The organism is Streptomyces sp. NPDC046303, assembly GCF_055588085.1.
Genome location: NZ_JBVJFA010000045.1, coordinates 17,173 through 29,983 on the forward strand (window position 1 = coordinate 17,173; position 12,811 = coordinate 29,983).

The window sequence follows — 12,811 nt, forward strand, 5'->3', positions numbered from 1 at the left end:
CTCCGGGCCGGTCGGGCCCTGCCGTCCGGGGGCGGGACGCCCTCACGCACCGGCGTGGCGTCCGTGGTCGCGGGCGAAGGCCTCGAAGACCTGTCGCGCCGTGCCGCGGGTGTGGAGGAAGCGCTGGTCGAGGATGACGGCGAGGTCCTCCAGAGCGGCGCGGAGCACGGCGGCCGAGAGGCGGACATCGGGATGGCGGGCGACGGCCGCCTGGTCGGCCAGGTTGTCGGCGTACGCGATGTGGCGTGCCAGGGAGGTACGGTCGTCGCCGTCGTAGAAGTAGTAGGACTCGGCGTACTGCATGAAGTCGACCGAGATCACCGAAATCCCGGCGGCCAGGCTGTCGAGGACCGCCGCCCCCGCGTCCGTGTCGATCTGCTCCGCCGTGGGATGCGTGCGGGCGAGATGGGACAGGCGCAGCGCCAGCGCCCGGCGGCGGGCCAGGGCCGGGTAGATGCCGAGGGTCCACGAGACGGTCGCGGTCAGCAGCGCGAAGCCGACGAGGGCCTCCAGCGGGGCGATGATCCTCAGCCCTCCCTTGGTGGGCGCGATGTCGCCGAGGCCGAGGGTGGAGACGTTGACCAGGGAGATGTACAGCGCGTCGACGAACGAGGCGTGGTCAGCGGGCCGGAGTCCGGCGGCATAGGTGAACGCGTCCGGCATGTGCGGCCAGTAGATCAGCGCCCAGCCCACCACCACCGTCAGGGCCCACACCGCGACCACGGCCACCATGGCCACGGGGCCGACCAGGCCGGAGGCCCGGCGCCGTGGCGTCAGCGAGGCGGACAGCCGCCACAGGCCGGTCATGACCAGCCGGCTCAGGCCGCCGTGGCGCGTGGGATGCCAAAGGGTGTGGAACACGTCCCGCAGGACGAACAGCACCAGGGCCGCACCCGCGGTGTTGGACATCCAGCTCATCCGGCTCCCCTTCCAGCGTCGGCTCCTCACCCTCGCGCACGGAGGCGCCGGTCCGCCGGAGCCGCGCACAGGAGGGAACGTGCCCGGTCACCGGGCCGGATCACGCCGACGGGTCTGCCTCGGCACGGCCCGCCGGCGCACGACCGTCGCCGAGAGCGCCCCGGCTCCGGCGGCGGTGGCGGCGAGGAGCACGAAGCCCCAGGTGTAATCGTCCGCGGCGCTCTCGACCCATCCCATCACCAGGGGCGGGAAGAAGCCGCCGAGGCCGCCGGCGGCGCCCACCACTCCGGTCACCGCCCCCACCCGCTCCGGCTCCACCAGGCGGGCGACGAGCGCGAAGACGGCGCCCGATCCCGCGCCCAGTCCCGCTGCCATCCCGAGGAAGGCGACCGTACCGACCGGGACCAGGGCCGCCTCGAGCGCCGCGACCAGCGCGAAGGCGGAGACTGCCGCGTACGTGGCGACGAGCACCGGGACGGGGTGCGTGCGGTCGGAGAGCCACCCGCCGACCGGGCGCATGACGACGGCCAGGACGACGAATCCCGCCGTGCGCAGCGCGGCGTCGGAGCGGCCGAGGCCGTAGGCGGTGGTGAGGTAGGTGGGCAGGTAGACGCTGAAGGCGACGAAGCCGCCGAAGGACATGGCGTAGAGGAAGGCCAGGAGCCAGGTGATGGGCATCCGCAGCGTGGCCGCGGTCCGCGCGAGCACCGACCCGGCGGCGACCGCCCGTCCCTCTTGGTCGCGCAGGAGCGCGTGTGCCGCCAGGGCGTAGACGGCCAGGGCGGCGGCCACCACGTCGAACGGGAAACTGCGCCCGACGGCGTCGCCCAGCTGGACGGTGGTGAACGACGACAGCGCGGTGCCGGCGGTGCCGATGCCGAAGATCCCCAGGGCCAGGCCGCGCCGCTCCGGCGGATACCAGGCGTTGACGAACGGCACACCGATCGCGAAGGTGGTGCCGCCCAGCCCCAGGAAGAAGCCGCCCACGAGCACTTCCCCGAACGAGTCGGCCAGGTGTCCCACGTAGAGCACGGGGAGGATCGTCAGGGCGGCGACGATCGGGAACATCCGGCGCGCGCCCCAGCGGTCGGTGAGGGCCCCGACGGGAATGCGGCCGAGGGAGCCCACGATGACCGGCACGGCCACGATCAGGGACTGCTGGAACGAGCTGAGGTCCAGGTCGTCGCGGAGCGCCGGCCCGAGCGGCGCCAGCAGGGCCCATGCCCAGAAGCAGAGCGTGAACCCGGCCGTGGCCAGGACCAGCATCAGCGCAGGCTGCCGGGAGGATCCGGCGGGAGCTGATCGTCTCCCGGCGCCGCCGCCGACCGTCATCGTGTTTCCTCCCGGACCTCTCGGCGCCGCCTCACCTTCGCGGGTCAGCTCCTGTCCGGCATCGTCTTCATCTGGGCGATCTCCGCGGTCTGGGCGGTGATGATGTCGTCGGCGAGCGTCTTGGCGGGACCGTAGGAGCCTTCGGCCTTCTCGGTCTTCGCCATGTCGACCGCGCCCTCGTGGTGCTCGGTCATCATGGTCAGGAACATGGTGTCGAACGCTGCGCCGGAGGCGCCGCGCAGCTGGTCCATCCGGTGGCCGTCCATCATGCCCGGCATGTCGGGGCCGTCGTGGTCCCCGCCGTCCATCCCTTCCATCCCTTCCATCCCGTCCGTGCCCGTGGGGACCTTCTCGCCCCAGGCCTTCAACCACCCGGTCATCGTGGCGATTTCCGGGTCCTGCGCCTTCTTGATCTTCTCGGCGAGGGCCTTCACCTCCGCGGAGGAGGCACGGGTGCGGGCCATGTCGGACATGAGGACGGCCTGGCGGTGGTGCGGGATCATGCCCTGGGCGAAGGCGACGTCGGCCTGGTTGTGATCGTCCGCGGGGGCGGCGGCCGGGGCCGAGGCGCGCGGTGCGGCGGGGGTGGTCGCGCTGCTGTCGCCGTCGTCGCCGCAGGCGGCCAGTGCGAGCGCGGCGACCGCCGTCGCGGCGACCGCCACGGCCGCACGGCGGGCAGGGGAAGGGGTCGCGTTCATGGTTCACCACTCCTGGACGTGGGGACTCTAGGCGCCGCCGGTCGGCGCCGTCGTCCCCGGCCGTGCACGCCCGCCGGCCCGGCCGCGCCATCAGGGTCCCCTCCCCGGGCTGGCGCCCGCCACGGCGGTACCGCCATCTGCCTCATCGGCTCACCCCGAGCGTCCGGCTCCGCCGCCTCCGGCACCCGCAGCTGCGGTACCGGCAGCCGCTCCTCGGCCGCTTGGCAGGCCGACGTCGTCGCGCGAGGGCCACCGCCGCGAACGGCACTGTCCCGGACGTGAACAGCGAGGCGGCCACCGCGATGATCAACGCTCGGCAGAACGACGGCTCGGCGCCCGCGGCCCCGTACACGGGCAGCACGACTCCCGGGTACTGGCGTCCGACGGGCACCGGTAACGGCGCCACGCCCGAGTGGGGCAAGGTCAAGCCGTTCGGCGTGGCCTCCGGCAGCCAGTTCCGCCCCGCGGGTCCGGCCGGCCACACCGGCATGGACAGCGACACGGTCGGCGACGCGAACTGGCAGCCGCTGTCCCAGGACCGCAACGGCAACCACTTCAGCCCTGCCTTCCCCGCGTACGTCTCCGGCCACGCCACGTTCGCCGGCGCCTGGGCCAGGACCATGCGGCCGCGGAGAACGCCGTGGGGCGCGTCTGGCTCGGCGTGCACTACCGCTGGGACGGCACCGACGGCGTCACCGCCGGCAGCAACGCGGCCGGGTACGTGTCGGCCCACACCCTCAAGGCCAACGCCGCCGCCGACTGGCTGAAGTACGAGGACCTCGGCAACCTCGGCGGATGCGAGGCCGTGGGCAAGCGCCTGGTCGCCGAGCACCGCTGGACCTCGTACAAGTGCACCCAGATCGCAGCGCCGGAGCCCGGCCACGCGCTCTACGTCAAGTAGCCGACCCGTGAGGAAGAGAGACACAGCCATGCGTGCGTGGAACAAGACCCACCGGCTGAGGCCGGGCCTGGCGGCCTTTCGGTCATCACGGCCGTGGCCATCGGCGCGGCCGCCGCGCCCCTGGCGGGCGCCCTCACCGGCACGGACGGGCAGACCGGGCAGACCTCGGCGGCCTCCGCCGGCGGCGGCCCGGACGACCTGCTGCTGCGTACGCCCGACGCGCCGCGCATATCGGACGGCCCCTACGCGGGATTCCAGGTCTGCGGCTCCGCCGCCGGCAAGCCGTTGGTGACCAGCGGTTCACCGACCCTGGCCGCGACGCTGGAGTCGATAGCCCCGCCCGGCACCAGGACGGTGCCACGGTCTCCGAGTGGACCGCCTGGTGCGACTTCACCGTGAAGCGCGCCTGACCGGCCGCACGGTGAGCCCCGCCTGGCGTCTTGCGCCGCGGGAGCGGTGAGCGGCCCGCCGGCTCCATGCCGGCGGGCCGCTTCTCCCCGTGCGGCGGGTCACACTGGACGGGAAGGGGGATGAAGGTCATGGATCACAGTGCCCACCACACCGGCTCCGCTCACGGCCAGTCCCGGCAGCAGGGCGGCGGCGGCGAGCACGGCGACCACCCGACGGGCGTGGTGACCTGGGGCGCTGCCGCGAAGGCGACGCTGCACTGCCTGACCGGGTGCGCCATCGGCGAGATCCTGGGCATGGTCATCGGCACCGCCCTGCAGTGGGGCAACGTGCAGACCATGGTCCTCGCGATCACCTTGGCGTTCCTCTTCGGCTACTCGTTCACGCTGTTCGCCGTCCTCAGGGCCGGCCTGGCCCTCAAGACCGCCGTCAAGGTGGCCCTGGCCGCGGACACCGTCTCGATCGCCGTGATGGAGTTCGTCGACAACCTCATCATCGCGCTCACGCCGGGAGCGATGGACGCCCACCTGTCCGACGGACTGTTCTGGTCGGCGCTGCTGGGCGGCTTCGCGGTCGCCTTCCTGGTCACCACCCCGGTCAACAAGTGGATGATCGGACGCGGCAAGGGCCACGCGGTCGTCCACGCCTACCACTGAGCGGACCCGACCGCCTCGGCGCGGCCGGATCCAACGCGCCGCAGAGCCCTTCGCGGTCTAGCGTGGAAAGGGGCCGCGCGGGGCTCGTCCGGCTCCGTCGTCCGTACGCCGCTGCGGTGCGCCCCAGGGGCAGGTGAGGTCATGACCAGCACGGCAGGCCCGAGGGGAACGGAACACGACGTGATCGTCGTCGGCGCGCGCTGTGCGGGCTCACCGACGGCGATGCTCCTTGCCCGTCGCGGGTACCGGGTCCTCCTGGTCGACCGGGCGACGTTCCCCAGCGACACGATCTCCACCCACCTGATCCATCCGCCGGGGCTGGCAGCGCTGAACCGCTGGGACCTGCTGGAACGGGTGATCGGCACCGGGTGTCCGGCCATCCACACGTACATGTACGACCTCGGGCCGTTCAACATCGCCGGCTCTCCCGCCGGAGAGGGCTTCGACGTCTCGTACGCACCGCGCCGGACCGTCTTGGACAAGCTCCTCATCGACGCCGCCGCCGAGGCCGGCGCGGAGGTGCGGGAGGGGTTCACCGTCGCGGAGGTCCTGTTCGACGGCGACACGGTCACCGGCATCAAGGGCCACTCCAAGGACGGCACACCGGTCACCGACCGCGCCCGCGTCGTCGTCGGGGCGGACGGCCTCCATTCGTCCGTCGCCAAAGCGACGGGCGCCGCGGCGTACGCGGAGAAACCAAAGATCAACGTCTATTACTACACCTATTGGGACGGACTGCCCATGGAGGGCATGTTCGAGGCGTACGACCGCGGTGACCGCGCCTTCGCCGCCTGGCCGACCAACGACGAGCGGACGATGGTCATTTGCGGCTGGCCCATGCGCGACTTCGAAGCCAACCGGGATGACGTCGAAGCCAACTACCACGCCACACTCGACCGGGCCCCGGCCTTCGCCGAGCGGGTGGCGGCGGCCACCCAGGCCGAACGGTTCGTGGGCACGGCCATCCCCAACTACTTCCGCAAACCGTACGGCCCGGGCTGGGTCCTCGTAGGCGACGCCGGCTACCTCAAGGACCCCATCACCGCCCAGGGCATCCAGGACGCCTTCCGTGACGCGGAGCGCACCACCCGGGCACTCGACGACGCACTCTCCGGACGCCGGCCCTTCGAAGAAGCCATGCAGGCGTCGCAGGAGGCGAGGGACGCTCAGGTCAGGAGCATGTACGAGTTCACAGCCAATTTCGCGACGATGGAACCGCCGCCCCCCGAGATGCAGGAACTGCTCTTCGCGGTGTCCCAGAGCCCCGCGGCCCGGGACGAGTTCATCCGGGTGACCGCCGGCGTCACCCCACCCGAGGAGTTCTTCGCACACATGCAAGCACGAATGACCGGCCGGCCATCGGACCTCGCCACAGAAGCCTGATGGCGGATCCGCTACGCCTTCTGACCGGCCGGGGGCTCGCCGGCCGGCAGTTCGTCGAGGAACCGGGCCAGCGCGCTGACCCCTAGGCGGAGCGCCTGGAGCTCGACCCGTTCGTCGGGGCCGTGCCAGCGGTCGCCCGGGAGTCCCGTCCCGAAGAAGAGCACTGGCGCGTCGCAGGCGCGGGCGAGTTGAGCGCCGGGGGCGGCGCCGCCGTTGCCGATGTGCCGTGCCGGAGCCCCGTAGGCATGGCTGACGGCGCGGGTCAGAGCGGCGAGCGCGGGGTGGTCGGGTGGCGTCCGGTAGGGGTCCGAGATGGTCGAGGAGACCTCCAGCTCGTAGGTGAAACCCGGCCGTTCGTGCCCGGCCAGCCAGGCGCGCAACTGGTCGGCGACCTGATCGGCCCGCTGCTCGGGGACGAGGCGGAACAGCAGGTCGGCGCTGGCTTCCGCCGGAATGAGGCCGAGCGCGGGCGCGTCGGTACGGCCGGCGGTCAGGCGGGCGATCTCGGCGGAAGGGCGGATCCACAGGCGCTCAGGAACCGTGAACCCCGCCTCGCCGGGGGCGTCGAAGGTACCGGTTTCCACCTGCCAGTCCGCCAGATGGAAGGGCAGCGCTTCCACGTCGCCGCGAAGGCGCGGGCCGGGTGCGGCCACCGCGTCGTAGAAGCCGGGCAGCGTGACGCGGCCCGACTCGTCGCTCAGCAGGTCCACCAGCCGGCACAGCTCGACCGCCGCGTTCGCGGCGGCGCCGGAGACGGCACCGCTGTGGAGGTCACGTTCGGCTCCGCGAACGGCGAGGGACGCGGTGACCGACCCACGCACCATGGCGCACACGGTGGGCTCGTCCAGGGACCAGAGCATCGAGTCGGACACCATCACGACATCGGCGTCCAGATCACCCGCGTGCTCCGACAGCAGGTCCGCCAGGTGGACCGAGCCGACTTCCTCTTCGCCCTCGATCAGATACTTCAGCGTCACGGCCGGGGCGGTGCGCTGCGCGAGGTGCGTGCGCAGGGCCCACAGGTGGCTCATGATCTGGCCCTTGGCGTCCGACGTCCCGCGGCCGTGGAGGCGGCCGTCACGCAGGAGCGGCGAGAACGGCTCGGAGACCTGCCATTCGGAGGGATCGACGGCGTGGACGTCGTGGTGGCTGTAGACCAACAGGACCGGTGCGTCGGGATCAGCCGCCGGCCAGCAGCCGTAGACGGCCGGGTGGCCTTCCGTTTCCCACACCTCTGCACGCGCGAACCCGGTACGCCGCAGTGCCTCCACGAGCCAGCGGGCGGACCGCCGTACGTCGTCGGCCCGGTCCGGGTCGGACGAGACGGACGCGATGCGAACCCAGTCCGCCAGCTCGTCCAGGGCGTCCTGTCCGAGCACGGCGCCGGGTGCGGTGGTGGTCTTCGGGAGGCTCATGTGCGGTGGCCGCCGCGGATTTGCCGGGTCCGGCCGTCTCCGGCACGTTCACCGCCTGTGCGCCGGACTTCGGCGGTCGGCCCCTCGGCGGCCGCGGTACGGCTGCCTTCCAAGAGATCGAACATCTGATCGAGAACCCCTTTGAGGTCCTGCCACGGGTTCCGGTCCCCGTCGTCGCCCGCCTCGCCGCGACGAGCCCTCGGCTGTCTCCGCTGCATGGGTGCCCACCGTTCTCTGCCCTGCTCCCGCCGTGTGCCGGCCGTTGCCCTACCCGGCCGCAGCGGTCAGACGGCGTCTTCCCGGGTACCGACCGTTCATGCCGGCTGAGCCGGTCGCCGCCGGGGCTCCCGCCGGCATACGCACTCGCTGCCCGTGCGGTGCCGGTCCTCGGCGCTCCACCCGCGGCTGCCGCAAGAGGGACGGCTCCTCGTCCTCGGGCAGACGCGAGGAAGCCAGTTGACCGGCGTTTCGGGACGTCCGTTACCGGTGACGAAGGCCGATGACGTAGTCGGGGTGCGCACGGCGGTCGCTGCGTACGGCGCCCCCCGGCTCGGGCTGTGCCTCGGACACCTCCACGCTCCCGCCGGTGTCGGCGAGCAGGTTGGCGGCGACCGGCGCGTTGGGGTCCGCTGCGATCACGATGGCGTCGGGCGTCGCGTCGCGGCTCCCCTCGTCCTCAGGCGTGTTGGTGGGTGCCGGCTTCGGCGTGTTCCTCGACGACGTTGGCGAGCCGTCTGAGCATGTCGCGGTGGCGCAGCTGGATCAGCGCGTCGAACGCCGCGTTGTGCAACATTCCGCCGATGCCCTGAAGCGGGTGCTCGTCCACGATGACCAGGGACTCCTCGCCCCACGGGCGGACGTCGATCGCCACCCGCGCCTTGCCGACGGGGCCGCTGTCGACTTCCAGCTCGAGCTCGGCCGGGGCGTCCACCCGCCGCACGACCGTGGTACCCGAACCCGTCCACGGCCCGAGCCTGACGGTGTACTCGATGGCTGAACCCAGTTCGGGCCACCGGCCGTGGGCAACGCGCGAATCGCTCGTGCCGACCACCCAGTCGGCGTAGCGCGAGCCGTCGGCGAGTACGGCCCACACGTGGTGCGGGGCGGCGTGGATCAGTCGGTGTCGTACGGCCATGGTGTCACTCCCGGGGGTCGAGGGTTGGGTGGTCGGTGTCCGGGCCCCCGGTCCGGGTGGGGCCCGCGGCTGCGCCGCCGGGCCCGAGGAGACCGGTGGGCGGCGCGGGTGCCGCTCCGCGGGCCGCGAGGGCCCGCCGGGAACGGTGCGCGACGACGGGAGGCAGAAGCGCCCGCGCTGCCTGCGCCCCGCGCAGCCACGGCGGGGCGTAGATGTGCGCGGACCTGCGTTCGATGCCGCTCACCATGGCCCGGACGTAAAGCGCGGGGTCGTGGATGACGGAGGCCGGCCAGGGCAGGTGCGTCCGCAGTTCGCGGAAGACGGCCGTCTCGTCGGCTGCGCGGATCAGGGCGGTGTCGGCCCAGTTCAGGTACGCGATGCCCACACCGACGCCGCGGTGCGCGACCTCGGCGCGCAAGGCGTGCGCGAACGCCTCGGCGCCGGCCTTCGACGCGCAGTACGCCGTGAGAAAAGGGGCGGGCGCGAAGGCCGCCATGGAGGCGACCTGCAGGTAGTAGCCGCGGGTGTGCAGCAGGTCCGGCAGGAAGCAGCGGGCCGTCAGGGCGCTGCCGACGAGGTTGATGTCGATCACCCGCCGCCAGGCGTCGGCGTCGCAGTCCAGCAGGGACCCGCCGAGGGCCACGCCCGCGTTGGCGACGACCACCGAAGGCCTGCCGAAGGTCCGGCCTATGGCTTCGGCGGTCGCGGCGAGCTCCTCGGCATCGGTGACGTCGACGGTCCAGTGGGCGGCGCCGGGCAGGTCCGCCGCGAGGCGGCCCAGGCGCTCGCCTTCCAGGCCCACCAGCGCCACCCGGGCGCCGTGACGGGACAGCGCGCACGCCAGCCCCTGGCCGAGTCCGCGTGCGGCGCCCGTGACGACGGCGACGCGGCCCTCCAGGGGCCCGGGGCCGCCCGGGTGGTCACGCCGACCGCGGCTCATCATGCGGGGCGTCTGCCCGCCCGGCCGACTCCTACACGGCCCGGGCCGGTGCACGCTCCGGCAGGGGCAGGCGCATCGCGCTGCGGCCCTGGTCCCAGGCTTCGCGGATGTGGTCGGCGAGGCGGTCCTCCAGCAGGATCGTCGCGGCGCAGCCGAAGGCGACGTCGGCTTCGAGGCCGGGCTCGTCGACGAGGAGCCCGCCGATGACGTCGCGGCGCACGACCTGTTCGTGGACGGCGTCGGCTTCGACGTGCTCGGCGTAGAAGTGCTCGGCCGCGGCTCCCGCGCCGCAGCGCCGCATGGCCTTGGCGAGGCGCCTGGAGCCGGGCGAGGAGGTGACCTCGACGCAGGCGAAGTGGCCCACGAGCGCGCCGCGCAGGGCGCGGTGGAGCCCGAAGAGCGACATCAGGTTCACGGTCGCGAGCAGGGGCGCCGGCGCGTGGTCCAGGTAGCTGCCGTAGGCGGTGTCCAGGCCGAGGTCGGCCAGGAGGTCGGCGAAGAGCCGCGCGTGGATGCGGTCGGCCCGGCCGGCGCCGAACTCGTCGTACTCGATGGCCACCATGGCGGCCTTGGCCCGGCCGGTGAGCCGGGGGACGACCCAGACGTGCGGGTCGGCCTCCTTGAGGTGGTAGAGCGAGCGCAGGGCGGCGTACTCGCGCAGCTGCCACAGCTCCCCGTCGGTTTCGAGGTGGCGGCTGAGGCTGCCGGAGAGGTCGACGGGCTCCACCAGGAGCGGCGCGAAGGCGTCTTCGGACGTTCTGGGCGCGTCGGTCAGTTCGGTGCGCAGGGCGTGCAGGAAGCGCGCTTCCAGGGCCTCGCGCAGCCGCAGCAGGTCCGGGTCCCATTCCCGCTCGTCGGCGACGCCGTCGAAGCCGCGGTAGTGCAGCTCGTACAGCAGGTACAGGGCGAGCTGGAGGTCCTCGCCCCACGGGTCGGCCTTCAGCACGGAGGCGGTGGTGTACCGAGGCGCTCCACCGGAGCGCAGCGCCTCCGCCAGGGCGCAGGACAGTTCCCCGCGTCCCTCGACCAGGCGGGGACCGGCAGCGGTGGCCGTCGGGCCGGGGTCGGGGCCGGGAGGGAGCATCACGGGTTCCTGTTCTCGGACGGCGGGACGTTTCGCTCTCGCGGGCGGTGGCTGGTGTCGCACCAGGGGTACGTGCGACTGCGGCGGCAGGTGCAGACGGCGACCACGAAGCGGTCGGAGCGGGCGACGGTGCCGTCGTCCAGGACGATCTCGACGGGGCCTTCGACGAGTGCCGGGCCCTGGGGGTCGAGGGCCACGCGGCGGGCCGGGGCCGCGGAGGCCGTACTCGGTGGGGCCGGCGCAGCGGAGGCCGTGCTCGGTGGCGGCGCGGCCGGGGTGCTGTTGTCAGAGGTACCGGGCACGGATGACCACCAGCTCTTCCCACTCGTCGGCGGCGCGGACCAAGCCCCGGCGCTCCAGCCAGGCCCGCCGCGAGCGCAGGACCGGGCCCCACGGCACGGACGCCCGTGCTGTGACGTCGGCGGCCAGGCCTGCCGCCTCCAGCCGCTCCACGGTCGTCTCCGGCCCGCACATGCCCGAGTGCACCATGAGCAGGACCCCACCGGGGCGCAGCAGGACCGGAGCGGTGTCGCAGACCCTGTCGATCACCATGCGCCCGTCGGGGCCGGCGTCCCAGGCCCGCTGCGGTCCGTGCGACGGCAGGCGCGTCGCCGGGGCGGGGACGTACGGCGGGTTCGTCATCACCAGGTCGAAGCGCCGCCCCTCGGTGCGTTCCGCGAAGTCGCCGTGGAGCACGTGCAGGGCCAGGCGGTGGCGCAGGGCGTTGATGCGGGCGGTGACCACTGCGGGCCAGGACACGTCGACGGCCGTGACGGCGGCGCCCCTGCGGGCCGCGTGCAGGGCCAGCGCGCCGGTGCCGGTTCCGATCTCCAGGACGTTCGTACGGGGCCCCACCTCCTCGTCGGCCAGCGCCGCCGCGAGCAGATGGGTGTCCGCCTGCGGCCGGTAGACGCTGGGGAGGGCAACCAGGTCCGCCGACAGCGCGCCCGAGGTCAGAGCCGTACTGGACATCGCTACCTCCCGGATCGGATGCGGCGTACGAGCGCAGCCGCTTGTCCCAGTCAGACTGCGACTGCCCCGTGAAGGGCCCGGTATTCGGCTCTCGGCGATCTTCGGTGAGGCCAGGAGACGCGAATGCGCGTCGGCGCCGGTGCCGGCCTCCTGAGTGCGGGCACCTGCGGAAGCCGGCGGGACGCGGGGCCGCGTCCCGCCGGCTCAGAATCCGTGCGCGGGGACCATCAGCGGCCGGTCAGGGCCTTGAGCGCGGTGTTGAGCTCGAGGACGTTGACGCGGGGTTCGCCCATGAAGCCGAGGGTGCGGCCCTCGGTGTGGTCCTTGACCAGCTTCTCGACCTGGTTCACGTCGAGCTTGTTCTGTTCGGCGACCCGGTGCACCTGGAGCTCGGCGTAGGCCGGGGAGATGTGGGGGTCCAGGCCGGAGCCGGAAGACGTGACGGCGTCCGCCGGCACGTCCTCGGGCGTGACCTTGTACGTGGCGGTGGTGTTGTCGGCGACGACGGCTTCCTTGGCTGCAACGACCTGGGCGCAGAGGGTGCCTTCCTCCGCCTCCTCGGTGCACTTGCCGTTGACGGCGCCGTTGTCGGCGGAGCGGTTGGTGGCGCCCGAAAGGATCAGGGAGTACTGGGTGTTGACGCTGTTGCTGCCCAGGCCGTTGGAGGGGCGCGGCTGGAACCACTTCAGGTCCGGCCGGGCCGCCTCCTCGGCGTCGTTCCCCGTCGTCGTGGAATCGGAACCAGTGTTCTTCGGCAGGTTGTAGCTCTGCCCGATGAGCGAGGAGCCGACGACCCGGCCGCTCTCGTCCTTGAGCTCGGAGCCGTTGGCCTGGTCGTTGAACAGGGCCTGGGCGACGCCGGTGACGGCCAGGGGGTAGAGCACCCCGCAGATCACGGTGAGGACGAGGAGGGCGCGAAGGCCGGCCCCGATCAGGCGCATCGTGTGGGACACGGAAGTGTTCATGACG

15 protein-coding genes are annotated in these 12,811 nt (G+C 72.9%); 4 read left to right on the plus strand and 11 right to left on the minus strand.

Features of this window, described 5'->3' with window-relative positions; translation table 11 throughout:
* Positions 1–42: 42 nt before the first annotated feature.
* The 3 genes from ACZ6I1_RS31410 to ACZ6I1_RS31420 all read right to left on the minus strand — a co-directional run bounded on the left by ACZ6I1_RS31410 (position 43) and on the right by ACZ6I1_RS31420 (position 2,948).
* Positions 43–918, minus strand: coding sequence for a potassium channel family protein (locus tag ACZ6I1_RS31410; protein ID WP_469292292.1), 876 nt, complete (start codon positions 916–918; stop codon positions 43–45).
* 87 nt (positions 919–1,005) lie between these two features.
* Positions 1,006–2,184 (minus strand): MFS transporter, encoded by a 1,179-nt coding sequence (locus ACZ6I1_RS31415; protein WP_469292293.1) that lies wholly within the window; start codon positions 2,182–2,184, stop codon positions 1,006–1,008.
* Between the two features lie 110 nt (positions 2,185–2,294).
* Positions 2,295–2,948: a DUF305 domain-containing protein gene (locus ACZ6I1_RS31420; RefSeq protein WP_469292294.1), complete on the minus strand. Its 654-nt coding sequence runs from the start codon at positions 2,946–2,948 to the stop codon at positions 2,295–2,297.
* Between the two features lie 640 nt (positions 2,949–3,588).
* Between ACZ6I1_RS31420 and ACZ6I1_RS31425 the strand changes: the two genes are divergently transcribed.
* The 4 genes from ACZ6I1_RS31425 to ACZ6I1_RS31440 all read left to right on the plus strand — a co-directional run bounded on the left by ACZ6I1_RS31425 (position 3,589) and on the right by ACZ6I1_RS31440 (position 6,296).
* On the plus strand, positions 3,589–3,849 hold the full coding sequence (locus ACZ6I1_RS31425; protein ID WP_469292295.1) for a hypothetical protein: 261 nt from the start codon (positions 3,589–3,591) through the stop codon (positions 3,847–3,849).
* A 36-nt stretch (positions 3,850–3,885) separates the two neighbouring features.
* Positions 3,886–4,248, plus strand: a complete 363-nt coding sequence (locus ACZ6I1_RS31430) for a hypothetical protein (RefSeq protein WP_469292296.1) — start codon at positions 3,886–3,888, stop codon at positions 4,246–4,248.
* A 131-nt stretch (positions 4,249–4,379) separates the two neighbouring features.
* On the plus strand, positions 4,380–4,913 hold the full coding sequence (locus ACZ6I1_RS31435; protein WP_469292297.1) for a DUF4396 domain-containing protein: 534 nt from the start codon (positions 4,380–4,382) through the stop codon (positions 4,911–4,913).
* A 141-nt stretch (positions 4,914–5,054) separates the two neighbouring features.
* Positions 5,055–6,296 carry an NAD(P)/FAD-dependent oxidoreductase gene (locus ACZ6I1_RS31440; protein WP_469292298.1) on the plus strand — a complete coding sequence of 414 codons (1,242 nt, stop codon included), beginning with the start codon at positions 5,055–5,057 and terminating at the stop codon, positions 6,294–6,296.
* 11 nt (positions 6,297–6,307) lie between these two features.
* Here the strand turns inward: ACZ6I1_RS31440 and ACZ6I1_RS31445 are convergent, their stop codons facing one another.
* The 8 genes from ACZ6I1_RS31445 to ACZ6I1_RS31480 all read right to left on the minus strand — a co-directional run bounded on the left by ACZ6I1_RS31445 (position 6,308) and on the right by ACZ6I1_RS31480 (position 12,807).
* Positions 6,308–7,711, minus strand: a complete 1,404-nt coding sequence (locus ACZ6I1_RS31445) for a M20/M25/M40 family metallo-hydrolase (RefSeq protein WP_469292299.1) — start codon at positions 7,709–7,711, stop codon at positions 6,308–6,310.
* Positions 7,712–8,191: 480 nt separating this feature from the next.
* Positions 8,192–8,350, minus strand: a complete 159-nt coding sequence (locus tag ACZ6I1_RS31450) for a hypothetical protein (protein WP_469292300.1) — start codon at positions 8,348–8,350, stop codon at positions 8,192–8,194.
* 37 nt (positions 8,351–8,387) lie between these two features.
* Positions 8,388–8,846, minus strand: coding sequence for an SRPBCC family protein (locus ACZ6I1_RS31455; RefSeq protein ID WP_469292301.1), 459 nt, complete (start codon positions 8,844–8,846; stop codon positions 8,388–8,390).
* A 4-nt stretch (positions 8,847–8,850) separates the two neighbouring features.
* The gene (locus ACZ6I1_RS31460) at positions 8,851–9,789 is read right to left on the minus strand and encodes an SDR family oxidoreductase (protein WP_469292302.1); all 939 of its coding nucleotides are present in this window, start codon (positions 9,787–9,789) and stop codon (positions 8,851–8,853) included.
* A gap of 28 nt (positions 9,790–9,817) precedes the next feature.
* On the minus strand, positions 9,818–10,870 hold the full coding sequence (locus ACZ6I1_RS31465) for an iron-containing redox enzyme family protein (RefSeq protein WP_469292303.1): 1,053 nt from the start codon (positions 10,868–10,870) through the stop codon (positions 9,818–9,820).
* Positions 10,870–11,172, minus strand: coding sequence for a CDGSH iron-sulfur domain-containing protein (locus ACZ6I1_RS31470; RefSeq protein WP_469292304.1), 303 nt, complete (start codon positions 11,170–11,172; stop codon positions 10,870–10,872). Before ACZ6I1_RS31470 ends, ACZ6I1_RS31465 begins: the two co-directional genes overlap by 1 nt.
* A complete protein-coding gene (locus ACZ6I1_RS31475) occupies positions 11,156–11,842 on the minus strand; it encodes a HemK2/MTQ2 family protein methyltransferase (protein WP_469292305.1) in 687 nt (228 codons plus the stop codon). Before ACZ6I1_RS31475 ends, ACZ6I1_RS31470 begins: the two co-directional genes overlap by 17 nt.
* Positions 11,843–12,069: 227 nt before the next feature.
* Positions 12,070–12,807: a potassium-transporting ATPase subunit C gene (locus ACZ6I1_RS31480; RefSeq protein WP_469292306.1), complete on the minus strand. Its 738-nt coding sequence runs from the start codon at positions 12,805–12,807 to the stop codon at positions 12,070–12,072.
* Positions 12,808–12,811: the final 4 nt, after the last annotated feature.

Coding starts and splice junctions, on each gene's coding strand:
- ACZ6I1_RS31420 (WP_469292294.1), bottom strand. CDS start 2,948: ATGAACGCGACCCCTTCCCCTGCCCGCCGTGCGGCCGTGGCGGTCGCC.
- ACZ6I1_RS31440 (WP_469292298.1), top strand. CDS start 5,055: ATGACCAGCACGGCAGGCCCGAGGGGAACGGAACACGACGTGATCGTC.
- ACZ6I1_RS31410 (WP_469292292.1), bottom strand. CDS start 918: ATGAGCTGGATGTCCAACACCGCGGGTGCGGCCCTGGTGCTGTTCGTC.
- ACZ6I1_RS31460 (WP_469292302.1), bottom strand. CDS start 9,789: ATGATGAGCCGCGGTCGGCGTGACCACCCGGGCGGCCCCGGGCCCCTG.
- ACZ6I1_RS31480 (WP_469292306.1), bottom strand. CDS start 12,807: ATGAACACTTCCGTGTCCCACACGATGCGCCTGATCGGGGCCGGCCTT.
- ACZ6I1_RS31455 (WP_469292301.1), bottom strand. CDS start 8,846: ATGGCCGTACGACACCGACTGATCCACGCCGCCCCGCACCACGTGTGG.
- ACZ6I1_RS31435 (WP_469292297.1), top strand. CDS start 4,380: ATGAAGGTCATGGATCACAGTGCCCACCACACCGGCTCCGCTCACGGC.
- ACZ6I1_RS31475 (WP_469292305.1), bottom strand. CDS start 11,842: ATGTCCAGTACGGCTCTGACCTCGGGCGCGCTGTCGGCGGACCTGGTT.
- ACZ6I1_RS31445 (WP_469292299.1), bottom strand. CDS start 7,711: ATGAGCCTCCCGAAGACCACCACCGCACCCGGCGCCGTGCTCGGACAG.
- ACZ6I1_RS31465 (WP_469292303.1), bottom strand. CDS start 10,870: ATGCTCCCTCCCGGCCCCGACCCCGGCCCGACGGCCACCGCTGCCGGT.
- ACZ6I1_RS31415 (WP_469292293.1), bottom strand. CDS start 2,184: ATGCTGGTCCTGGCCACGGCCGGGTTCACGCTCTGCTTCTGGGCATGG.